Annotated in this window: 22 protein-coding genes and 2 tRNA genes; 10 read left to right on the forward strand and 14 right to left on the reverse strand. The window is 35.2% G+C overall.

What is annotated here, in order from left to right; genetic code table 11:
* Positions 1-123: 123 nt before the first annotated feature.
* The gene (gene thpR, locus AAHI99_RS07065; protein WP_342227559.1) at positions 124-717 is read left to right on the forward strand and encodes an RNA 2',3'-cyclic phosphodiesterase; all 594 of its coding nucleotides are present in this window, start codon (positions 124-126) and stop codon (positions 715-717) included.
* Between the two features lie 101 nt (positions 718-818).
* Here the strand turns inward: thpR and AAHI99_RS07070 are convergent.
* From AAHI99_RS07070 to dapA, 3 genes are all read right to left on the reverse strand, one after another.
* A tRNA-Ser gene (locus AAHI99_RS07070) sits at positions 819-910 on the reverse strand.
* 209 nt (positions 911-1,119) lie between these two features.
* Positions 1,120-1,356 carry a hypothetical protein gene (locus AAHI99_RS07075; protein ID WP_342227560.1) on the reverse strand — a complete coding sequence of 79 codons (237 nt, stop codon included), beginning with the start codon at positions 1,354-1,356 and terminating at the stop codon, positions 1,120-1,122.
* A gap of 1 nt (position 1,357) precedes the next feature.
* On the reverse strand, positions 1,358-2,233 hold the full coding sequence (dapA, locus tag AAHI99_RS07080; protein WP_342228377.1) for a 4-hydroxy-tetrahydrodipicolinate synthase: 876 nt from the start codon (positions 2,231-2,233) through the stop codon (positions 1,358-1,360).
* 460 nt (positions 2,234-2,693) lie between these two features.
* Here dapA and AAHI99_RS07085 point away from each other — a divergent pair, with 460 nt between their 5' ends.
* The 4 genes from AAHI99_RS07085 (at position 2,694) to AAHI99_RS07100 (ending at position 6,437) form a co-directional block, all read left to right on the forward strand.
* Positions 2,694-3,716, forward strand: coding sequence for an aminoglycoside phosphotransferase family protein (locus AAHI99_RS07085; protein WP_342227561.1), 1,023 nt, complete (start codon positions 2,694-2,696; stop codon positions 3,714-3,716).
* Complete coding sequence (gene murU, locus AAHI99_RS07090; RefSeq protein ID WP_342227562.1) at positions 3,713-4,390, forward strand: N-acetylmuramate alpha-1-phosphate uridylyltransferase MurU; 678 nt, start codon at positions 3,713-3,715, stop codon at positions 4,388-4,390. Before AAHI99_RS07085 ends, murU begins: the two co-directional genes overlap by 4 nt.
* A 128-nt stretch (positions 4,391-4,518) precedes the next feature.
* Positions 4,519-5,340: a pyrroline-5-carboxylate reductase gene (gene proC, locus AAHI99_RS07095; RefSeq protein ID WP_342227563.1), complete on the forward strand. Its 822-nt coding sequence runs from the start codon at positions 4,519-4,521 to the stop codon at positions 5,338-5,340.
* A 65-nt stretch (positions 5,341-5,405) separates the two neighbouring features.
* Entirely contained in the window at positions 5,406-6,437 is a 1,032-nt protein-coding gene (locus AAHI99_RS07100; RefSeq protein ID WP_342227564.1) for a protein kinase domain-containing protein, read from the forward strand.
* Here the strand turns inward: AAHI99_RS07100 and AAHI99_RS07105 are convergent.
* From AAHI99_RS07105 to AAHI99_RS07115, 3 genes are all read right to left on the reverse strand, one after another.
* Positions 6,421-7,995: a phosphoenolpyruvate carboxykinase gene (locus AAHI99_RS07105; protein WP_342227565.1), complete on the reverse strand. Its 1,575-nt coding sequence runs from the start codon at positions 7,993-7,995 to the stop codon at positions 6,421-6,423. The genes AAHI99_RS07100 and AAHI99_RS07105 overlap by 17 nt on opposite strands.
* A gap of 81 nt (positions 7,996-8,076) precedes the next feature.
* The gene (locus tag AAHI99_RS07110) at positions 8,077-8,613 is read right to left on the reverse strand and encodes a hypothetical protein (protein ID WP_342227566.1); all 537 of its coding nucleotides are present in this window, start codon (positions 8,611-8,613) and stop codon (positions 8,077-8,079) included.
* A gap of 315 nt (positions 8,614-8,928) precedes the next feature.
* Complete coding sequence (locus tag AAHI99_RS07115) at positions 8,929-9,141, reverse strand: hypothetical protein (protein WP_342227567.1); 213 nt, start codon at positions 9,139-9,141, stop codon at positions 8,929-8,931.
* Positions 9,142-9,240: 99 nt separating this feature from the next.
* Between AAHI99_RS07115 and trpS the strand changes: the two genes are divergently transcribed.
* Complete coding sequence (gene trpS / locus AAHI99_RS07120; protein WP_342227568.1) at positions 9,241-10,335, forward strand: tryptophan--tRNA ligase; 1,095 nt, start codon at positions 9,241-9,243, stop codon at positions 10,333-10,335.
* Positions 10,336-10,347: 12 nt separating this feature from the next.
* Here the strand turns inward: trpS and dcd are convergent, their stop codons facing one another.
* Together dcd and apbC are read right to left on the reverse strand one after the other, a co-directional pair.
* The gene (gene dcd, locus AAHI99_RS07125) at positions 10,348-10,914 is read right to left on the reverse strand and encodes a dCTP deaminase (protein WP_342227569.1); all 567 of its coding nucleotides are present in this window, start codon (positions 10,912-10,914) and stop codon (positions 10,348-10,350) included.
* Between the two features lie 132 nt (positions 10,915-11,046).
* Positions 11,047-11,865 (reverse strand): iron-sulfur cluster carrier protein ApbC, encoded by an 819-nt coding sequence (gene apbC / locus AAHI99_RS07130; protein ID WP_342227570.1) that lies wholly within the window; start codon positions 11,863-11,865, stop codon positions 11,047-11,049.
* A gap of 82 nt (positions 11,866-11,947) precedes the next feature.
* On the opposite strand from apbC, the gene metG reads away from it, so the two are divergent.
* On the forward strand, positions 11,948-13,609 hold the full coding sequence (metG, locus tag AAHI99_RS07135; protein WP_342227571.1) for a methionine--tRNA ligase: 1,662 nt from the start codon (positions 11,948-11,950) through the stop codon (positions 13,607-13,609).
* 27 nt (positions 13,610-13,636) lie between these two features.
* Positions 13,637-14,290 (forward strand): RnfABCDGE type electron transport complex subunit B, encoded by a 654-nt coding sequence (locus AAHI99_RS07140; RefSeq protein ID WP_342227572.1) that lies wholly within the window; start codon positions 13,637-13,639, stop codon positions 14,288-14,290.
* A gap of 10 nt (positions 14,291-14,300) precedes the next feature.
* Here AAHI99_RS07140 and AAHI99_RS07145 read toward each other — a convergent pair whose 3' ends face one another.
* Together AAHI99_RS07145 and AAHI99_RS07150 are read right to left on the reverse strand one after the other, a co-directional pair.
* Complete coding sequence (locus AAHI99_RS07145) at positions 14,301-14,909, reverse strand: carbonic anhydrase (protein ID WP_425288717.1); 609 nt, start codon at positions 14,907-14,909, stop codon at positions 14,301-14,303.
* 369 nt (positions 14,910-15,278) lie between these two features.
* A tRNA-Glu gene (locus AAHI99_RS07150) sits at positions 15,279-15,354 on the reverse strand.
* Positions 15,355-15,493: 139 nt separating this feature from the next.
* Between AAHI99_RS07150 and AAHI99_RS07155 the strand changes: the two genes are divergently transcribed.
* The gene (locus AAHI99_RS07155) at positions 15,494-16,156 is read left to right on the forward strand and encodes a class I SAM-dependent methyltransferase (RefSeq protein WP_342227574.1); all 663 of its coding nucleotides are present in this window, start codon (positions 15,494-15,496) and stop codon (positions 16,154-16,156) included.
* 29 nt (positions 16,157-16,185) lie between these two features.
* Here the strand turns inward: AAHI99_RS07155 and parE are convergent, their stop codons facing one another.
* Positions 16,186-18,090, reverse strand: coding sequence for a DNA topoisomerase IV subunit B (gene parE / locus AAHI99_RS07160; protein WP_342227575.1), 1,905 nt, complete (start codon positions 18,088-18,090; stop codon positions 16,186-16,188).
* A gap of 10 nt (positions 18,091-18,100) precedes the next feature.
* Positions 18,101-18,724, reverse strand: a complete 624-nt coding sequence (locus tag AAHI99_RS07165; RefSeq protein ID WP_342227576.1) for an NUDIX domain-containing protein — start codon at positions 18,722-18,724, stop codon at positions 18,101-18,103.
* A gap of 90 nt (positions 18,725-18,814) precedes the next feature.
* Between AAHI99_RS07165 and AAHI99_RS07170 the strand changes: the two genes are divergently transcribed.
* Entirely contained in the window at positions 18,815-20,185 is a 1,371-nt protein-coding gene (locus AAHI99_RS07170; RefSeq protein ID WP_342227577.1) for a TolC family outer membrane protein, read from the forward strand.
* 21 nt (positions 20,186-20,206) lie between these two features.
* Here AAHI99_RS07170 and AAHI99_RS07175 read toward each other — a convergent pair whose 3' ends face one another.
* Both AAHI99_RS07175 and coaE read right to left on the reverse strand, forming a co-directional pair.
* On the reverse strand, positions 20,207-22,561 hold the full coding sequence (locus AAHI99_RS07175) for a hypothetical protein (RefSeq protein WP_342227578.1): 2,355 nt from the start codon (positions 22,559-22,561) through the stop codon (positions 20,207-20,209).
* A gap of 94 nt (positions 22,562-22,655) precedes the next feature.
* Positions 22,656-23,342 carry a dephospho-CoA kinase gene (coaE, locus tag AAHI99_RS07180; RefSeq protein ID WP_342227579.1) on the reverse strand — a complete coding sequence of 229 codons (687 nt, stop codon included), beginning with the start codon at positions 23,340-23,342 and terminating at the stop codon, positions 22,656-22,658.
* Positions 23,343-23,350: the final 8 nt, after the last annotated feature.

The following is a 23,350-nucleotide window of genomic DNA, read 5'->3' on the forward strand; positions in this document are numbered from 1 at the left end:
GCGGTCACAGCTCGAAAACTTCTTGGAAAAATTTAATAAATGCTCTAGCATAGAAGCTTGCCTATTTTTCCATTAAAATTAGCGCTGTCCTGAATCTCATAGTCTTTAATAAGGAAGTTGCACTTGAGTACTCACGATCCTTTACGTCTATTTTTTGCTGTTGAACTTAATTCAGAACTACGTCAAGCCTTATCTCAACTTATTGATGAACTGAAGCAAGAGCCTTGGGGGCACCGCGTTAGATGGGTACACCCAGAAAATTTACACGTTACCTTACGTTTTTTAGGAACTACTAACCCTGAGAAAATTTCCGAATTAGCTAAACATGCCCATAATGCTATCAATAAGATTCAACCTTTTCCTCTTCAATTGCATAATATTCGTTTTTTTCCATCTCCAACGGCGCCACGCGCCATAGCTGCGGATATTATTCCTACTTCGGAACTATTTGAGCTTGCTAATGCCTTAGAAGAGGTTGCTTCAAACTTGGGTTTTACTCCCGAAACCAAACCTTATTTACCTCATTTAACTTTGGGTCGGATTATTCATCATCATGCTCCCAATCTACGCGAAGAGTTAAATTTAAATACTAGCCCTATGATAGTCAAAGAAATTGTCCTATTTAATAGTAAAAAAACTGAATACAGCCAGAGTTATACGCCACTTGAGTATATTTCATTACAAAAATCTGAAATATATAGTAAAACAGAAGCTTAAAATTTAAAGGGGGGTATTAAGTGATTTAAAACTAGGAATAAAATCAAAAAGAATTTTATTTTTTGTCACAGAAATTAATTACCTTCCTTCTGAAAAAATAATGGCGGAGAGGGTGGGATTCGAACCCACGTGGGACTTTAAATCCCCATCCGATTTCGAGTCGGCGCCATTATGGCCGCTTTGGTACCTCTCCAATAAGTTTTTATTATAATCTTTGCACTTGAACTTTTGTCTATGTTGCCGCTCAATTCGCAATACTCATGTATAATATACACTCCAATTGCTTCATTTTCATTGCGCTTTACCAAAAAGCCAAATGAATATTAATAATTTTTAAAATCCAATTAACGTAATTAAGCTCAGTAAACCTTACTGAATTATATAAAAATCATAGAGTTTGAATTAATTAGTTGGCGGAAGTAAGTCAGGTAATTTCTTAGGGCTACAACCAACATTCGGGGGAATAATATATCTCTCTTCTCTAGAAATCTGTAAACCAGCTGGTACTTTCAGCAAAGGTAACTCTTGACTATTTAAATATTGTGAACGTTGTGTTTTTATATACTTATTAACTGAAGAACAAGCGGTTAAGTTTACAGTAAAAATGATTAATATTAAACAAAATGGCATCGTTTTCATTTTAAGATAGCGCCTCTAATAATTCGATAACATGCTTTAAGCTAGCTTGGCATCCTGCTGACAACGTTGTCAAAGGGAGACGCAAAGCCGATGATAAAATTAAACCCCTTTCAGCCGCTAACCATTTAACAGGGATAGGGTTAGTTTCAATAAATAAGCCTTGATACAATGGACGAAGCTGCTGATCTATTTTATCGGCTGCTTCCCAATCTTCCTTCTTGGACAACTCGTAAAGATTGTGTATATATTGCGGCACAAGATTTGCTGCTACAGAAATGACCCCTTTCCCGCCTAAACGCATAATTTCTAAAGCAGTATTATCATCACCGCTATAAACATCTATGTTTTTACCACATAATGCTAAAATATTTTTTACTCGCTCAGGCTGACCTTCTTTTATACCCACAATATTCGCAATACCCGCCAATTTAGCCACAGTTTCAGGTAGTAAATCACATCCTGTACGTTTAGGTATATTGTATAAAATTTGGGGAATAGGGACTTTATCTGCTATCAAGCGATAATGTTGGTAAAGTCCTTCTTGTGTAGGAAGATTGTAATAGGGAGTTACTAGTAGACATGCATCTACGCCTATTTCCATAGCTACTTTTGTTTGCTCAATGGTCTTATGGGTAGACTGTGTTCCTGTGCTGGCTATGACAGGTATACGGCGATGAGTTTGTTCGACGACTGTTTTTATGACATTATTTTGCTCTTCAATATTAAGCGTAGACGCCTCTCCCGTCGTTCCTATAACGACGATAGCGTCCGTACGCTGCGCAATATGCCAATCAACTAGCTTACGTAAACAAACATAATCAACATCTCCATTTTCTCGCATAGGTGTTATCAGTGCAACTATACTGCCATGAAACATATTTTCATTCCTCTTATTATCAAGATTACCTATTCTTCGCACTTGAATTTTTGCCTGTGCTGCCACTCAATTCACAATCCTCATCCTAGAATCCCGATTGTTGCATGGGCACGGCACTCGCAAAAATTCCCATTGCTGTGAATTTAGACTGCTCGTACTTGAAAAAGATGGCTTTTTAGGTTGTCGGTGAGCAGTATATATAAAACAAAACGAAATTTAAAACCCTTCCTCGAAGAGCAGAAGTATAGAGGATATAAGCCGTCTATACTACTGGTAGAAATGGTAGATAACTCAGTTAGTTCCGGTGTAAGATAGCCTTGAAATTTAGCTAGCTTATCATTTTAATATAGAAGAACTTCTTTTAATAAAACTATTTCGGAATTAAGTTGAGTAAAGGGATTACAATAAAAAGATTTAGGATTACTAAAGAATTTAGAATGTAAAAGATAGGATTTAAATTATGTCTATTTTTGAGCATACATCACAATTAATGCCACTAAGAAATTGGCTAAAAGAGTCTTGTTTTCTAGCAAACTCAAGTTTTGAGCTCGAACCGTTAATTAATGATGGTAGCTTTAGGAAATATTTTCGATTGCGATTAGGTAACTCAAGCCATATTGTCATGGTTGCTCCCCCAGATAAAGAAAACATAATTGCATTTATTGCAATTGCGAAAGATTTTGCACGTCAAGGCATTTACACACCTGAAATACTTGCTTATAGCATTGAACAAGGATTTATGTTGTTAAGTGACCTAGGGAATGATTTATATCTTAATATTTTAAACCAAAATACTGTCGATGATTTATATGATCGAGCTCTTTCAGTTATTTATCAAATTCAGGTTTGCAATCCTAAATTTCCAGACAATAAGCCCTTAGATTTGTTTAATGAAGAATTTATACGCATTGAATTAGGAATATTTATTGATTGGTTTCTGAAAAAACATTTAGAACTGACAATAACCGATGAGATCGGCAGGGTACTTGAAAATACTTTTAGAGTACTTATTAACTCTGCTCTTGAACAACCACAGGTCTGCGTTCATCGGGATTACCATTCGCGGAATCTACTTTTATTAGAAAATAAAAGTGTAGGGGTTTTGGATTTTCAAGATGCTGTTTATGGACCTATTACTTACGATGCCGCTTCATTATTGCGCGATGCCTATATTGATTGGCCGAAAGAGCAAGTCCTTAAATGGATATTGAAATTTTACAATATGATCAACATTAGTCATCAATATACTGAAGAAAAATTTGTACGTTGGTTTGATTTAATAAGCCTACAACGCCATCTAAAGATACTTGGTATTTTTGCACGGCTTAATTATCGTGATGATAAACCACATTATCTTCCCATGATTTCGCGAGTATTAAATTATATCAACAAGACTTGTGAAAATTACGTTGAACTTTCTCATTTTAAAGAAATGTTACAAACAAAAATTCAACCGAAACTTTATGAGAAAGAAAAAAAATGAAAGCGATGATACTTGCAGCTGGCCGTGGTCTACGTTTACGACCATTAACAGATAAAACGCCTAAACCGTTAATATTAGTTGCTAATCAACCATTAATTGTGCATCAAGTGTTAAGATTAGCGAAAATCGGAATTAAAGAAATAGTTATTAATGTTTCATATCAAGCTAAACAAATTATAGATACGCTAGGAGATGGTCGAGCTTATGGGGTTAAAATCGATTACTCTTTTGAACCTACAGCTCTTGAAACAGGAGGAGGAATTCTCCAAGCACTACCCATTTTAGGATCTGATCCATTTGTTGTCATAAGCACCGACATATGGACAGATTTTTCGTTGGAGGGTTTATTATCTCACTCATTAAATTCGATGGCATTAGCTCATCTTATCTTAGTAGACAATCCCAGCTTTCATCCTCAAGGTGATTTTAATCTTACCAAAACTGGTTTATTAAACTTAGATGACACCTCGAATAAATTTACTTTTGCGAGTCTTGGAATTTACCATCCTGATTTATTTCAAGGTAAATCGGGTGCATTCCCGCTATCATCACTACTTTATGAATATATTGCTGAAAAGAAAATAACTGGGGAGTATTATAATGGCGTATGGTTTAACATTGGAACGCCCACTGAGTTGGAACGACTCGACGAATATCTGAAACAAAAAAAGTAAACAGCAATAAATTCATAAATTGAATTTTTGGCAAGCCGCCGCGATAATGGAACAATCGAGGATATTAAGCATACATGAGGATTGCGAATTGAGTGGCAACACAGACAAAATTCAAGTACGAAAAGTATATGCAAAATTCAATTATCAGTTTCATCGGTGCCGGCAATATGGCAAGTAGCCTTATCAAAGGGTTATTAAAAGAAAAATATCCTTCAAAAAATATTTGGGCGGCAAATAATAATATAGAACAACTGAATAAGCTAAAAAATCTAAATATTAATTTGACCACCGACAATCGTTATGCTGTACAAATGGCAAATATTGTTGTTTTAGCTGTAAAACCACAAATATTAAAAACTGTTCTTATTGAAATTGAAGATCTAATTCAAAAAAAAAAATCTCTGATCATTTCACTTGCAGTGGGGATAAACCTAGAAAACATAGCACTTTATCTATCAAATCCGTCCTTAGCCATTATACGTTGCATGCCTAATACACCTGCATTAATAGGTTATGGGGCAACTGGTTTATTTGCAAATCAGAATTGCTCAAGCTTTCAAAAAAACGCAGCTGAAAGCATCTTTCGTAGTGTCGGAACCATTGTGTGGTTACCTAAAGAAGAACAAATCGATGTGGTAGCCGCTTTATCAGGAAGCGGTCCAGCTTATTTTTTCTTTTTTATGGAAGCTTTAGAAAAAGCAGCTGTTGAACTAGGTTTATCTAAAGAAAATGCTAACTTGCTCACTTTACAAACTGCTTTAGGATCGGCTCAAATGGCTAAAGAAAGTAAAAAATCGATGGCTGAATTAAGACAGGAGGTAACCTCGCCAGGTGGCACGACTGAAAAGGCGCTAGAATTTTTTAAAAGTTCTCATTTTCCTAATATTGTAAAAGAAGCTCTTAAAAAAGCAAAAAATCGCGCAGAAGAGATTGCTAAGGATCTTAAGTAAAGTAAATCTAATTTATGTTCAATAATTTTAGTATTGTAAATGTAACGATTAATTTTTTATGACACATGAAGCTATCTACCCATGTTTGCAAGCAACTATTTCCTGAGCAAATAGTTGAGAAAATAAGCCATTTAGCCAGCGGAAGAATGGGTTGTGTTTACAAAGTTACTCTCAACAATGGTGAAATTCTTTGTGTTAAAATTTTAACTTTGGGCCACACCACTAGACTACAAGATTGCAATGGTTGGAAACTGGCATACGAGGATTTAGGTTTTAATTTTAAAACAGGTAAGGATAATCAGTATTTTTATTTCACGATTCCTTATTTTGAAGGTCAGCTATTTCATTATGCAACTGAGTATAATCTGAAATTAAGATTTGAAATTATTCAGAGTTTAATTAAAGCTATCACTGATATTCACAGAAAAGGGCTTATTCATCGAGATTTAACATGCAATAATATAATTCTTGACAAAGAGGAAAAAAATAAAGTTCACATTATTGATTTTGGTAGGAGTGTAAATGCTTTTAATTTGTATATTTCCAGCTCAGATACAGATTACATCGATAATTTACAATTATCAGGACAAAGCACAACAATTTCTAACATAAGAAGAATTTTTCAACCTTATACTGCACCCGAACATTTTAGGAAACATTACAATAATAATTCTACAATTGGATTTCGATCCGATTATTATTCCATTGCTCAACTATTCAGGTTTTTAATTCCAGAATATTCTTACCTTGCAGATGAAATTATTCATACGGAAGGGATAGATCGCAATGCAGCTTTTGCAGAATTTTCGGATCGAATAGATGATATTCTTACAAAAAATAAAAATAATCCAACGTTTAATGAGTCTAATAACTCTTACTGTAAAGATCTTAGAGCTGTATATAAAAGAATAATTTTTTTTGTTAGGGAGATTCTTCATCGATTATTCAGTCTAACTTTTCAATCTCCCGACTCAAGCCCCAAAAAAAATAGGTGCAATAAACATCAGACGTCAGTTTTTTTTAAATTAGACAAACCAAACTCTTTAGATACTAACTTTGCAAGTTCTTTACCCAGAAACGCTATGCTGTATAGATAACCGGTCCAGCATTTCGAATAGCCAGGCTTACATCAAATTGCTTAAAGTTATTAATGAATTTATCGATTAACTCATGCGCCTTAAGATCATAATCTTTTGGATTCTTCCAAGTCTTTTTTGGATTTAATAAATCACTCTCTACACCTAATAAATATTTAGGAATAGAAAAATTAAAACCCGGCAACAATTCTGATTCAGTTTTACTTACTTCATCAGTCAAAATACCTTTAACAACGGCGCGTGTTACAGGGATAGAAAAACGTTGCCCACCATCTCCGTAGGCGCCGCCAGTCCAACCCGTATTAACAAGATATACTTTGGCATGACTTGTTTTTAAACGCTTAATTAAAAGTTCTGCATAGATCTTAGCTGGCCGCGGGAAAAAAGGTGCACCAAAACAAGTACTAAACGTGGTCTTAATGGGCTCTGCTTGACCTACCTCAGTGCTACCCACCAATGCAGTATATCCACTTAAAAAATAATATGCCGCTTGTTCATGATTTAAACACGCAACCGGTGGTAATACGCCAAATAAATCACAACACAAGAAAATAACTGCATCTGGCAAGCGATCGACGCGATTTGCTCGAAAACGAGATTCAATAAAATCTACTGGATAGGCGACTCGAGTATTCTGGGTTAGCGTTGCATCTTTGTAATCTGGCTCTAAAGTTTCTGGATTTAACACTACATTTTCCATTACTGCGCCATGCCGTATAGCGTTCCATATTAAAGGTTCACGTTCTTTAGAGAGATCAATGCATTTAGCATAACAACCACCTTCAAAATTAAAGACACCCGTTTCACTCCAACCATGCTCATCATCTCCAATCAAAAAACGATCCGGATCGGCAGATAAGGTGGTTTTACCTGTCCCAGATAATCCAAAAAATAAAGCAACATCACCCTCTTTCCCTACATTAGCTGAACAATGCATAGGTAAAACATCTACTGCGGGCAGTAAATAATTCATTACTGAAAACATTGCTTTTTTGATTTCACCCGCATACTGATGTCCACATAATAAAACTTTACGATCGGTAAGATGGATAACTAAAGTTGCATCGCTATTAACTCCATCCCGCTGCGGATCAGTTTTCAATCCTGGAAGACTTAATATCGTCCATTCTGCTTTATTAATTTTTCCGTAAAAATCATTTTGACGAATAAAAAGTTGTCGCGCAAATAAATTATGCCAAGCATACTCAGTAATTACTTTGACGGGTAAATAATAGGTTGGGTCAGCCCCAACTTGAAGATTAGAAATAAATAGATCTACTTCTTTGGCATATTGTTCGGCACGTTGCCATAACAGTTGAAAGCGATCTTCTGAAAATGCTTGATTAACAGAATCCCAATCAATGTCTTTTTCACTTTTAGGCTCAGCGACAATAAATTTGTCTTTTGGTGAACGGCCCGTTCGTTTGCCTGTAGTCACTGAAAAAGCACCATTAGCTGCGATCAGACCTTCTTTACGTTCTACAGCGTGGTTTATTAATTCTTCCGTAGATAAATCAAAAAAGGTCTTAGACGAATTTTTGGATTGAACGGCCGACATAGCCTACGCTCCTTAGCTTTACAGGAGTCGGCATGTTAACACAGATAAAATAGCAATAACATTCTAGACAAAACCTTTATATTAAGGCCGCATTCTAAACGCAAAATTATTTTGCGATTCATAGGATTCAGCGGGTGGCGATAAAGCTAAAGGAGAAAAAATTAGTTTGGATATTATATTTAATAATATTAATATAAAATCTCGATAATTTTCTAGTATCAAATCATAGATTTGATTTTTAAACCCATATTTTTTAAAAAAACCAGGTGAAGCCCATGGCAAATCTGGAGTTAATAGCTTCGAAAATTCAGGAAAATGAGTTTTTGAGCTGAAATCAAAAAGTTCCGATTGTACTGTGAAATCTATATCTTCTTTAGATAATTTTTTTGTCCTAATTTCTTTGGATTCAGAATCTAAGGTGATAGTGTGTTTTACAGTAAACTCCATTAAACTAATATGTTGTTTCGTATTAAAACCTAAACAAGGAACAACATTTTCTTGATCCATTAACTGCAACCTAAGCTTGTGATGATTAGAGTTATATAACTTATTTTTAATAAAATTTTGAAAATAAGCAATTTTTTCTAGTTCTGATTCTTTTAAAATACAAGTAACCATTTCGCCATTTTCATTACAAACTATTTTAAAACCCTATTCAGGAAGGAATTTTAATTTGCTTACACTAAATTTCTCAGTAATTACCAATTGTTCAGAGCTAAACTCACAAACAATATGATGTCTACTTCCATCAGAAGTAGAGGGTGCAAAACCTAATGAATTTAAATGAAATTCTAAAAAACGCCTTGCAGAGTAAAACATTCCTCCCTGATGAAAATTGAGCAAAATAAACTCTTGGAATTTTTCATCTAAATTTTTTATCCTACTAAAAAAAAATTCGTCTGGATCAGGCTCTATTGGTTTTTTTTCTGGAAATTAAGTATTTTTATCAAGGTTAATCTGTGTATAGGACCATTCTCCTAATTCATCATCTTTAACTGTTAAACCGTGTATTCTTTTTAAATCCTGCCCTACTTGACTTTTACTCCCTGTGTTATCCGCATGAGCAAATCTTTGCAATGCTTGAAGACACTCCCCCTCAAAGCTTAATTCGATCAGCTTATTCTCCGATGTTGGAATTTTTGTCATTATTTTTACTAATTAAATTTCAGGTATTTTAAATGCAAATAACTTGAATTAATTATATTATATTAGCAGAATAGTCTTAAGTTAAAATTAAATAGGCCTATGATTACCTCAAAACCACGTTTACTCACTGGCGATACTCCGACGGGTAAACTCCATCTTGGCCATTGGGTAGGCTCTCTAGCTTTACGCATAGGCTTACAAAAAAGCTATGATTGTTACTTTATTATCGCTAATGTTCATGCATTTACTACGCGCGCGGAATTTCCTGAAGAAATTCGGCAGAATACTTTAGAGATTGCATTAGATTATCTCGCCGCCGGCATCGACCCTAAACAAAGTCATATTTTTGTTCAATCGGAAGTTCCCGCCATTGCTGAACTTACCTGCTTTTTCAGTATGCTGATTTCTTTTCCTAGAGTTATGCGTAATCCAACTATTAAAGATGAAATCCGCCAAAAAAATCTTGGTGAGAATTATCCTTTTGGTTTTTTATTGTATCCAGTCGGTCAGGTGGCAGATATACTTAGTTTTCGCCCTGAAATTGTACCTGTAGGGGAAGATCAAATTGCTCACCTAGAGTTAGCACGCGAATGCGCACGTCGCTTTAACCAAATTTATTGCGGAGTTGATCCACAAACAAAAGATGAAAATTATGTTTCCAGCGGAGGATTGTTTCCTATTGTCCAACCGAAACTCAGCCCAGTGCGTCGTTTAATTGGAACTGGACCACCCAACGCTGATGGGATATTTCCCAAAATGAGTAAATCTTTAAATAATGCCATTTATCTAAGTGATGACCCCGATACAATCAAGAAAAAAGTGATGGGCATGTATACCGATCCACATCGATTACGAGCGACGGACCCGGGAACTGTTGAAAATAATCCTTTATGGATATTCCATGATGTATTTAATCCAGATAAAGGCTGGGTTATTGAAGCGAAAGATAAATATCGTAAAGGACAGATTAAAGATGTTGAATGTAAACATCGATTAGTCGATATTTTGGTTGAAATAACGCAACCGATGCGTGAGCGTCGAAAAACCTACGAAAATGAACTAGGGGAGGTCTTAAAGATTTTAAAACAAGGAACGGAGCAAGCCAATAAAATTGCTGAAGACACTTTAGAAAAAGTTAAAACCTTTATGAAACAGGATTACTTTAAACGTACTCTTAAACTAAAGAAAGATTAGAGATAAGAATTTTTAAGTCACAGGTAAAGTCACTCCTCTCTGACCTTGATATTTGCCTTGTCGATCTCGATAAGAAACTTGGCAAATCTCATCAGATTCCAAAAATAACATTTGTGCCACACCCTCATTTGCGTATATTTTAGCAGGCAAGGGCGTCGTATTGGAAAATTCCAAGGTGACTTGACCTTCCCACTCGGGTTCTAATGGAGTGACATTCACAATAATTCCACAACGTGCATAAGTTGATTTACCGACACAAATGGTAAGAATATTCCGTGGAATGCGAAAATATTCAACCGTATGCGCTAAAGCAAATGAATTCGGAGGAATAATACACACATCATTTTTTATATCGACAAAACTTCCTTCCGAAAAACTTTTAGGATCAACAATAGCAGAATTGATATTCGTAAAAACACGAAACTCATTAGCACAACGTACATCATATCCATAGCTAGAAACGCCATAAGAAATGATCCGCCCACTCGCCGTTTGACGCACCTGTTTCGATTCAAACGGCGCTATCATATTGTAATCTTTTGCCATGCGGCAAATCCATGCATCAGATTTAATGGACATAATTTTTTCCTCAATGCTCTTTGCATTTGAATTTATTTCTACTGTAGCTCCATTCGCAATCATGATGGCTATCATATTACCAAATTGCTTAAGAACGCTGCACTTGCACAAAACTCAATTGTTGTGAGTATACTATTTTTTCTCTATGACAATTTTCGGAAACCGATAAGCTGTCTTTGATTGACTTAGCTGTTCGACTATTTTTTTGGCTATTTCTCGATAGACATCAGCAATTTCACTGCGTGGTTCTGCAATAAAAATAGGTTTGCCTGAATCCGCTTGTTTACGAATCCGGCTGTCTAACGGTAAAACACCTAATAAATTAATATTGTACTCTTTGGCAATTCGTTCGCCACCACCATCACCAAAAATAGGTTCCTCATGACCACATTGTCTACAAACATGCATACACATATTCTCAACTACACCCAATAAAGGCACTTTAACTTTATTAAACATTCCTATCGCTTTGCGTACATCCAACAAAGCAATATCTTGAGGAGTCGTTATAATCACTGCTCCGGCGAGAGGGATTTTTTGTGTGAGAGTCAACTGGATATCACCAGTGCCTGGCGGTAAATCGACGATTAAATAATCCAAATTATCCCAATGTGTATCATTTAACAGTTGCTGTAAAGCACCTGTTGCCATCGGTCCACGCCATATCATAGGCGTATTCACATCAATCAAATAACCTATAGACATAGATTGTAAGCCATAGGCATATACAGGCTCTAAGGTTTTACCATCCTTACTAGTCGGCTTCTCACTAACACCTAACATCTGGGGTTGATTAGGGCCATAGATATCCGCATCCAATATTCCAACTTTAACATCTTTTTTTTCTGCGAGCGCCAATGCTAGATTTACGGCAGTTGTTGATTTGCCAACACCCCCTTTTCCAGAGGCAACTGCAATTATATATTTAACTCGATCAGTAAGCTTTAACATAGGGGGTATTTCAAATTATAGCTTGACGCCACTCCTCGCAAAAAGGCAGAATCTAGGAATCAATAATACGCAAAAGATAAGTATGCAGCAAACACCTCGTAAATTATTAGTTACTATCGCATTACCTTATGCTAATGGCTCTTTACATATCGGTCATTTATTAGAACATATTCAAGGGGATATTTGGGTACGTTTTCAAAAAATGCTAGAGCGCGATTGTATTTTCATCTCGGGCGAAGACGCGCATGGAACTCCCGTGATGTTAGCAGCTCAACATCGAGGAATCAGCCCTGATACATTAGTAGCTCAAATTGCCGAAGAACATAAACGTGATCTTTCTGGGTTTTATATTGATTTTGATAAGTTTTACACAACTCATTCACCAGAAACTGAAGCATTCATAACACTTATTTATCAAAGAATGAAAAATAAAGGGGATGTGTATAGCAAAATTATTCAACAAGCTTATGATCCTAAAGCGCAAATGTTTTTGCCGGATCGTTATGTGAAAGGTATCTGTCCTTGTTGCAAAACTCCTGGTCAATTTGGTGATAATTGTGAAGTATGTAGTTCTACCTATTCCCCTCTGGATCTCATTGATCCTAAATCGACAATTACAGGGGCTACGCCGGTAGCAAAAGACTCAGAACATTATTTTTTTCAGCTTTCTAATTACACCGAATTCTTGCATAACTGGATAACCCAGGGTCATCATCTTGCCGAAGAAATAAGTAATAAGCTTCTAGAATGGTTTAAAGAAGGTTTACATGATCTAGATATTTCACGTGATGCGCCTTATTTTGGTTTTAAAATTCCGGGAACGGAGAATAAATTTTTTTATGTATGGATCGATGCACCTATCGGCTATATGGCAGCCTTTAAAAATCTTTGCCTGCATCGAAAGGATTTAAATTTTGACGAATATTGGTATCCTGCCACTAATACCGAATTGTATCATTTTATTGGTAAAGATATCATTAATTTTCATGCTATCTTTTGGCCAGCTATTTTAAAAAGTGCAGATTTTCGTACACCTACAGCAATTTTTGTACATGGTTATGTGACTGTTAATGGTCAAAAAATGTCAAAATCCCGCGGAACCTATATTTCCGCACGGCACTACCTTAATCATTTAGATCCCGAATATTTACGTTATTATTTTGCTTCCAAACTAAGTCACAAAACAGAAGATATTGATTTTAGTTGGCATGATTTTATCCAAAAAATTAATTCGGATTTAATCGGTAAGCTAGTCAATATTGCTAGTCGTTGTGCGAGTTTTATTAATAAAAAATTTGCTAATAAACTATCGGTAACTTTATTGATGCCTAATCTAATTGTTGAGTTTATAAGTAAAGGTGATGAAATTGCAGCTTATTATGAAAACCGAGATTACAATCGAGCAATGAAAAGCATTATGGAATTAGCTGATCAAGCTAATCAAATGATAGATGCTGAGAAACCTTGGCTCTTGATAAAAAATTCTGACTCAATTCGACGAGCTCATGAGGTATGCAGCTTAGGTTTAAATCTTTTTAGAATTTTAATGATTTACTTAAAACCGGTATTACCTATCACAGCTGGAAAAACAGAAAAATTTCTAAATATTCCTGTAATGACTTGGGACCAACGACAAAATACCTTATTGGATCATACTATTAATACTTTTGAACCCTTATTACAGCGCATCCCTGAAGAAATTATCCAGAATATGCAGAAAACGGATTCTATTGCTACCAATTAAACTAGTTATTGTTTATCTTATCTAAAAATGAAATCGAAAAAAATATCTATTTCAACAAAAGATCTTACAGCTCTAGTTAACGAGATTGACGCTTTACTTCCACAAACACAATGTGGCCAGTGTAGTTATTCTGGTTGCCTCCCTTATGCTCAAGCTATTGCAGAAGATCAAGCTAAAATAAATCGTTGCCCGCCGGGAGGTATAAAAACGCTGCAAAGTTTGGCAAAATTGCTAGAAAAAAAATCTGAACCATTTATGGAAGAAATGCATAAACAGATAACCCCACCCATGATAGCGTCTATACGCGAGGCTGAGTGCATTGGGTGTACGAAATGCATCCAAGCGTGTCCTGTCGACGCTATTCTTGGCGCTGCCAAGCAATTACATGTTGTATTAACGCAAGAATGCACTGGATGTAGACTTTGTCTTTCGCCTTGCCCGGTTGACTGTATTGATATATTGTCGTTAAGTCGGTCTAATTATAATCCCCAACAAGCACGAGAACGTTATTATGCAAAAAAACAACGTCTTGAATTAACACAAGATCAAACTAGTCTAATTAAAAATAAAACTCAACCACAAAACGAACAAAATGCTTATATTCAAGCTGCAATTAGACGAGTGAAAGAAAAAAAACAACGCTTACAATCGACACACACAAAGCTCGCTAATAACATTTAACTAAACATAACTAAACATCTAATACTTGATAGATATTGTAGTTTTCTGAATAAGTGAAGATTTGACCAGTTTTAATATCAAAAAACCAACGATGGATAGTTAATGCTTGAGTTTCTGTTTTTTCTTTAATCCAAGGAAATGTCATACAGTTTTCATAAGAACGATTTAAAGCTAATTTTGCATATTCATCTGGATTTTTTATCTGATTCCCAGGTATTTTTATTGAAGAAACCCATTTAGTAATAAAATCGTTTTGTGATAAATTTTGGCTATTTAATAAAGCATCTATTCCTCCGCATTGACTATGGCCTAATAAAATAAGATGCTTAATATTCAACAAACAAATTCCAAATTCTAAAGCGGCGCTTGTTCCATGCAAAGCTTCATCCTTTTGGTAAGGCGGCACTATATTCGCAACATTGCGCACCACAAATAAATCGCCCGGATTACATTGTAGTATTAGTGCTGGATCGACACGTGAATCACAACATGAAACAACCATTATTTGCGGTTTTTGACCCGTGTCGGATAAGTATCGCATTACAGCATTATCACCGACAGCATATTTTTTTCTAAATACACTGTACCCATGCAATATTTTACTAAAAATATGACCCATGTTTTTCTCCATATCAATACTTACTTTAAATAAATATTTAATTTGAGACTGGTTTATTATTATAAAAAAGAGCCAAAAATTACCTTTGAATAGTTAAAATCGTTAATACTAAACTAGATACTTCAATCCTTAATTAAGATATTAAATTTAACCATCATTAATGATTCTCTTTAGTGATATTACGACAAAAATATATCAAAGAAAAGCCAATAAAAACAGACAATTGTTTAAAATGTGGTAAATATATTTCTAGATATTAACGACGAGCATTTTCGAAATACTTTAAATTTTTATGAATTTATTTACGATAAGCATCTGAAAGTTCTAGATAAAATTCAGCAACGCAAATGACGAGTTTCTTTAAAGAAATGGCGTCCCCAAGGGGAGTCGAACCCCTGTTACCGCCGTGAAAGGGCGGTGTCCTAGGCCTCTAGACGATGGGGACCTACGGTTTTAAAGTCCGCTATTTTGGCTGCGCTGGACTAGAATGTCAATGTCTAAAATAAATACATGAAAGCGTTTTTTACAAAATCTATTTTTACCCTGTATATTAAGCTTAATTATTTTTAACGGGGGATAGTCTCATGTCTAACCAAACTATAAACCTTAGCGATGCACTCTATCAATATATGTTATCCATTTCCTTGCATGAGCCTGCCATTTTAAAGTCGTTAAGAGAAACGACGCTTAAATTATCATCCCATGGTATGCAAATCTCACCTGAACAAGGCCAATTGATGGCACTTCTGGTTGAATTAATTGGTGCTAAAAGAACTTTAGAGATAGGGGTCTACACGGGTTATAGCTCTTTAGTCATAGCTTTATCCTTACCTGAAACAGGAAAAATTATTGCGTGTGACATTAATACTGAAACAAGCGCTATAGCGCAAGATTTTTGGCAAAAAGCCGGTGTAGCCCATAAAATTGATCTGAAATTAGCACCGGCATTGGAAACTCTTGATAGTTTAATTAAGCAAAATTACTCGAATAATTTTGACTTTATCTTTATTGATGCAGATAAGCAAAATTATTTAAATTATTATGAGCGTTCATTAACATTACTGCGACCAGGTGGTCTAATGGTAATCGATAATGTCCTATGGAGTGGCCGCGTCGCTGATACACACATCCATGACAAACAAACTCTAGCTATTCGCGCATTTAACCAAACTATTTATCAAGATAAACGTATTAGTATGAGTTTAATACCCGTAGGTGATGGACTTACTTTAATAAGAAAACGTTAGTTGGTCCTCGGTTCTTTGAATAAAGAAAATTATATTGTCGCAATGTCTCCTTTTTGTTCTAACCATATTTTTCGATCGCCCGATCGTTTTTTTGCTAATAACATATCCATCAAAGTAATCGTTTTTTGTTCATTATCTATGGTAAGTTGAACCAGTCTTCGAGTATCGGGCGCCATTGTTGTTTCGCGCAATTGCATAGGATTCATTTCACCTAAGCCTTTAAATCGCTGTATGCTGACTTTTCCTTTTTTATTTCCGGCATTTAATCTATCCAAAATACCTTGCTTTTCTTCATCATCCAAAGCATAAAAAACTTCTTTGCCGATATCTATACGATAAAGTGGTGGCATAGCAATATAAATATGCCCCGCTTCAATTAAGGATCGAAAATGTTTTAAAAATAAACCGCATAGCAACGTAGCAATATGTAAACCATCAGAATCCGCATCCGCTAGCACACAAATTTTACCATAACGTAACCCTGTTAAATCGCCGGACCCAGGGTCGACACCCAGAGCCACAGCAATATCATGAATTTCTTGTGACCCTAATACTTGATTACTCGCTACTTCCCAAGAATTTAAAATTTTCCCTCGTAATGGCATAATTGCTTGAAACTCTCTGTCTCGTGCTTGTTTTGCAGAACCACCCGCTGAATCACCTTCAACTAAAAATAACTCTGTGCGACTTAAATCAGTTAGCGTACAATCGGCTAACTTCCCTGGCAATACTGCTCCACTTAAAATCTTCTTACGTGCGATTTGCTTACTGACTCGTAAACGTTTTTGTGCATTAGCTATCATTAGTTCTGCTAAATTTTCTGCCTCAGAAACATGCTGATTGAGCCATAGGCTAAAAGCATCTTTTATTACACCTGAAACAAATGCTGCAGATTGGCGTGAAGTCAGTCTTTCTTTAGTTTGACCGGAAAATTGAGGCTCCAATAGTTTTACAGATAATACATAGTGGCATCCTTCCCATACATCTTCAGGTGCTAATTTTAATCCCCGGGGCAATAAATCACGTAATTCGCAAAATTCTCTCATTGCTTCTAGTAAACCGGTACGTAAACCATTGACATGTGTTCCACCTTGAATAGTTGGAATTAAATTAACATAACTTTCCATCAATCCTTCACCACTTTCTAAAAGCCAGCATAATGCCCAATCAACTTCCTCAGTTTCTGCTGCAAAATGCCCATAAAAAGGCTCTGTGGGTAAACAAGTATATTGGCTTAAACTATCCTTTAAATAGCTAACTACACCATCCTCATAAAACCATTCCTCTTTTTTATTGTTTGGTTTGTCAGTAAAACTAACGTGTAAACCTGGGCAAAGAACCGCTTTAGCACGCAAACTATGTTTTAATCGATTGACCGAGAACTTTTCCGTATCAAAATAATGCTTATCAGGCCAAAAACGTAAAGAAGTTCCTGATATGGCCTGATCAACTTTACCTAGTTTTTTTAAGTTGGATTTTTTATTTCCATTTTCAAATTGAATTTGATATATAAATCCATCGCGCTTAATAGTGACTTCTAAATGACGCGATAAAGCATTGACGACGGATACACCGACTCCATGTAAACCACCTGAATAGCGATAATTTTTATGGTTAAATTTACCGCCCGCATGCAGTCTGGTCAGAATAAGTTCTACACCTGTCACTTTTTCTTCAGGATGAATATCAACAGGCATACCTCGACCGTCATCACTAACTGATAAAGAATTATCCGAATATAACACCACATCAATATGTCGTGCATAACCAGCCATCGCTTCATCAACACTATTATCAATTACTTCTTGTGCCAAATGATTAGGCCGAGAGGTATCGGTATACATACCAGGTCGTCGTTTTACCGGGTCGAGGCCGCTTAAGACTTCGATCGCTTCAGCCGTATATTTTTTTGAAGAAGAAGATTTAGATTTCATAAAATAATAGTTACTCGCTTTTTTTCAAAAATACATCTCTCACAATTTGCTCATTATGTTGTAACCATTGTAAAGCAATAATAGTTGAAGCATTATTAATTTTTCCTTGATTAAGCAAACTATAAGCGGTTTTTAATTTTAAAACATGTAAACTAATATCTTCACCTTCCTCAGACACCCCATGAATTCCTTGTGCTAATTTGGCATTAACTTGTCCACAGAAAAGATAAATACGTTCTGAGCTTCCTCCTGGACTCACCCAATATTGGCAAATGGGAAATAAATTCGTTATTTCTAGACCACTTTCTTCCTGTGTTTCTCGTCGTGCTGCTTGTTCTACACTTTCATCTTTATCAATGACACCGGCTACTATTTCGATTAACCAAGGGCTTTTGGCTTTATTAACAATTCCTACTCGGAATTGTTCGATTAAAACCAGTTGATCATTCTGCGCATCAAACAATAGAACCCCCACTGCCTCACCTCTTTCAAAGACTTCCCGTAGTCGTGGCTGACTCCATTCCCCATTATATAGACGAAATTGGACTTTCAATTGTTTTATCTGAAAATGTCCTTGATAAACTATTTGCTGCTGCAAAATTTTGACATCTGAACCGTCGAAATGGGAATTCATAGGCCTATATCTCAATTATGAAATCTGGCATAATAGCAAGCATCTATCTAGAAAAATCTACGTTTTTGTTCTTTTAGTATAAAAAAAATAATGATACAACTCGACCTTTTTATCCCTAAATCGGCTAGACGGCTATCCATATGCTCTAAATTAGTGCTAGGTATTTATTTACCTTTTGCATCCTTCACGCCTGTTTTTGCTGCTGATTTAATCGATATTTATAAAGCAGCTTTAAATAGTGATCCTATCTATCAGGCTGCGGTATCCACCCGATTATCCCAACGCGAAGCGATACCTCAAAGTGTAGCTGTACTTTTACCTAATATCTCAGCCCAAGCGAATGTTTCAAATAATTATCAAAACATTAGTCAGCTTCCTACTACCGGACAACCGAATGGAATAAGCAACTTCCAGTCTCAGGGATATAATATTTCCTTTAGACAACCTCTAATTAATGTCAATGATTGGTTAGCGGTTAAGCAAGCTAATAATACTGGGAAACAAGCTGATCTAACATTAGCAGCAGCTGCACAAGATTTAATTTTTCGCGTAGCGACTGCTTATTTTAATGTTTTATCCGCTCAAGACACTCTTCGATTCGCTAAAGCAGAAAAAAACGCTGATAGTAAACAATTGAATCAAGCTCAGAAACGCGTCCAAGTAGGTTTAGATGCCTTGACTAGTGTTTACGAAGCAAAAGCAGCGTACGATAAATCACTCGCTACAGAAATAAGTGCAGAAAATACTTTACGCAATAATCAAGAGGCATTGCGCCAATTAACCGGACAGACTTATTCCTCCATAAAAGCCTTTACAAAAAACATACCTTTGCAAAACCCGCAACCCAACAATATCGAACAGTGGATTGATGCAGCCACCCAGAATAATTTGAAGCTAATGGCTGCGCGCTATGGTGTAGAAGTCGCTCGACAGAAAATAAAGATGCAAGCTTCTGGACATCTACCTAGCTTAAGCTTAATAGGTAATTATGGAAAAACCGATACTTTTAATAATGTTCCTAATTCACTTAATAATAATGGCGGAACTTTAGGCTTAGAATTAGATGTTCCACTCTTTGCCGGCGGTGCAGTCTCTTCTAAAACCCGTCAAGCTCAATATGATTTTCAAACGGTTAGTGCTAATTTAGATAATACTTATCGACTACTGATCGTTAATACCCGACAAAAATATAATGATGTTCTTGCCGATATCAGCAAAATCAAAGCTGAGCAGCAAGCCATCAAATCTGCTCAACTTTCGTTAGATAGTACCGAAGAGAGCTATAAAGCAGGAACACGAACTGTCGTTGATATCCTGATTGCACAACAAAATCTGTATGATGTAAAACGTACTGCGGCTAATGATCAATATAATTATCTGTTAGATACACTTTTACTAAAACAAGCCGCAGGTAGTTTAAAACCAGATGATTTAATGCTGATTAATAAATTTCTTGCTTAATTACATCATTCGATAATTTACTCAAAGAGCTCTTGCATGACCATTAAAAACGTGATTATTATCATTAACCATATAGGGGCTTATTAACGTTTCTATTTCTTCTATCTTGCTCATCGATTCTGTTTTTCCTCTCTTAAAAAAACTATGCTCGCCTAATGTCGTTAAAAATCTATGTTTGCCTAACGTTGTTCTTTTTTCATTTTCCAGTGTAATATTGTTATTAGAATCAGTCTGATTGTTTTGTTTTAATTTTTCCATATAAGCTTTCAAAATAACTACTTTTTCTTGCGCTGAGTCTGAATTAACGATGCTGAGTCTACCTATTTCATCTTTGCATATATTAATAGCTTTTTGTATTGCAACTGCTTTAGGTAGTGTTCGAGCAGATCCAGATTCATTTAATTCACTTACATTGTCAGCTAAATGTTCATGCACATGTTTAATATCAAATTGGTGCCACTCTTGTTTTATCGCTTCTAAAAGTCCTAAGGAAGACGTTTCAGTGCTTGTACAACGATTTAACTGACTAAATAAACAATTTAAAATTCCGAGAATAGTTGCAGGAATAATAAAGATAATTTTTCCTATCCAATTAAAAATTCCGCCGTGATCATGATCGTGATGATCAGCTTGTTTATTACTAAAAAGCTGACTTACATCTGTCATCAATTCACTTAATGCTGAAATACCAACCATTAGCAAACAAGGAAGATTAAAAAATCTGTCCGATGCGACGCCAGTAAAGAACACATGAGTACCAAAAATAAGTAATTTAAAAATACTAAGTACTATTTTTAAAGGAATGCGTAATAAATGTAACAAATGCTGCAAATAATTTTCATTTGGCATTTGAGTTACTAATTGAGTTACTAAATTTTTATAAGATTTTATAAATGGTTTAAACAAATTATTAATCGATCCTTCAGCCAGTAAACCGACTGTTTGAAAAGAATTTTTCAAAATAAACAATAACTCACTTGACATGAAGGAAAGCGTTGCAATCGTACAGAGGGTGACATTAACATATTGTTTTAATTGAATAAAAGCTGTAAATCCAGTTGCACCTGCAACGATTAAACCACAAGCTAACGCCATAAAACTCAATACCATTCGCACCGCATAGGTACAAAATGTTTCTTGTTCTTTTAATTTAAACCAATTTATTAATTTATTAAAAAATTGTGCAAATGATTTTCCAATCACAAGGCAAATATATTTTAAAATATTTGGTCGTCCATTATATGTTTGTTCTATTTCTTTATTAAGCTCTCTCCACCAAGTGGATAAAGTCTCATTTAAAATCAAATCTGTTGAAGTATTATAAATTAAAATAGCATAAGAAATAGCTGCTAAAATAGCTAATGGCCAGATGACCACAGATGCGATCGTTGTAGACAACCCTAAAGCGATTAAGACTGCCGGGAAAGTGTAGAAAGTAATAACTCCTAAACATAACCCTACACCAAGACTAAACAACATTCCAAAGCGCAAAGGCCATAATTTTATGACCTTTTTAGATACTTCTTCCTTAAGTTCGTTAATAAAATCTTCGCTTAAATTTTCTGCGTTATTTAACAATTCACAGCTTTTTGGTTCAACGACCGATTTGATTAGCAGTTTTTTTAAAAGCTTTAATCGAGCTTTTACCTCTTTGGTTTCAGATTTCTTTTTATGACACAACTTAACTTGTTTAATAAAGTGTTGATTAGCAACATAGCTAGCTACAAAAAAGCTTGTTTTTAAAAAAACTAGTTTCTTGAGGTTTTTTTCTAAATTTAAGAATCGGAGTTCATCTTCAGGTTCAACATAGCTTGGAGTGCCGTCTCTTCTAAGTTTAAAATTAGAAAAATATTCTTTTATTTCTTGCTGATTTTTAGCATCAATTGAATGTTCTTCAATTTTTTGCTGATTTTCGACATCAATTGAAGGATTTTCTTTTTTGTGAAATTTCTTATACTTACTTAGAAGAGTATTTTTATCATAATCAATTTCCTGAAAAATATCTTCATCATTAACAATTTTCTTTAGTTTATATTTTTTGTTAATATCAACAAAAAAATCATATAAATTATTTTTAATTTCTTTTTCATATTGTTCTATAAGAACCAAATCATCTTCAAATTTCTCAATAATTAAATATTGCCACAGCGTTTTTTCACTTAATAAGCTAAATCTACTAAATCCTTCGATAATATTCTTTCTGTAGATTTCACCTTCTACAATAGTTGCGCCGCATGCTGCATATCTTGCATATCCCACATAAGGGGTAGGAGCAAGATCTGCAATTTGCCTAGCGCTGGTTAATCCATCAGCAGCAACTTGAGCACCTGCTAACAGCCAACCAATCGCTGTCTTTATTGCTTTTCTTTTTTTCATAACGCACTCTCACTTCAATGGGGTATAAATTAATTTTTTATACAGTATAAATTACTTAGCTTAAGAATCCATTAAATGATATTAAGAATCATTCCTATTTGAAGGCGAGATAATAACCAAGAAAGGTTGAATCATCAAGAGAATTTTTTGTAGTGGGCATTAATGACAAATATTTCTCATGCAATGCGATGGTTGAGCTACATAAGTTTTGTAAGCTGGAATCATTATGAATGATATCGTCTGTTCGTTTAATACTTTCTGTAGCTGATATTTGTGCAGCCAAAATGGCATTAATTTGGTTTTTTTTTAATAAATCACGTTCATGTGCGCGTTGAATTTGCAACTCTCGTGAGGTGGTGACCAATAAAATACGATTTAATTTAATATAATCATTAGTAGAGGGTTTTTCCTTGAGTAATATAGAAGTTCTTTCTTCTAACAATAACGGTATCACTAGTAAACAATAGATGCCTGTAGCTTTTTTTAGGGCTATTTGTATTGCTCGATATATTAATGGATGTAATAAGCATTCTAACCATTCTCGATCTTTGGGATGATCAAAAATAATTGCTCGTAGTTTATCTCGATCGATAGTCGCATTTTTTTTTAATATGCTAGCACCAAACCGTGCAATTAATTGATCACGGATTTCCGATGAATTATCAATAAGCTCCCGACCAATTTGGTCAGCATCGATAATACTTACCCCCAATTCCGCAAAGTAATGAGCAACCGTAGACTTGCCACTTGCAATTCCACCTGTTAACGCTACAGTGAACACGCTGGAAA

Source organism: Rickettsiella endosymbiont of Rhagonycha lignosa, assembly GCF_964031165.1.
In the GTDB taxonomy this organism is placed as follows: Bacteria; Pseudomonadota; Gammaproteobacteria; order Diplorickettsiales; family Diplorickettsiaceae; genus Aquirickettsiella.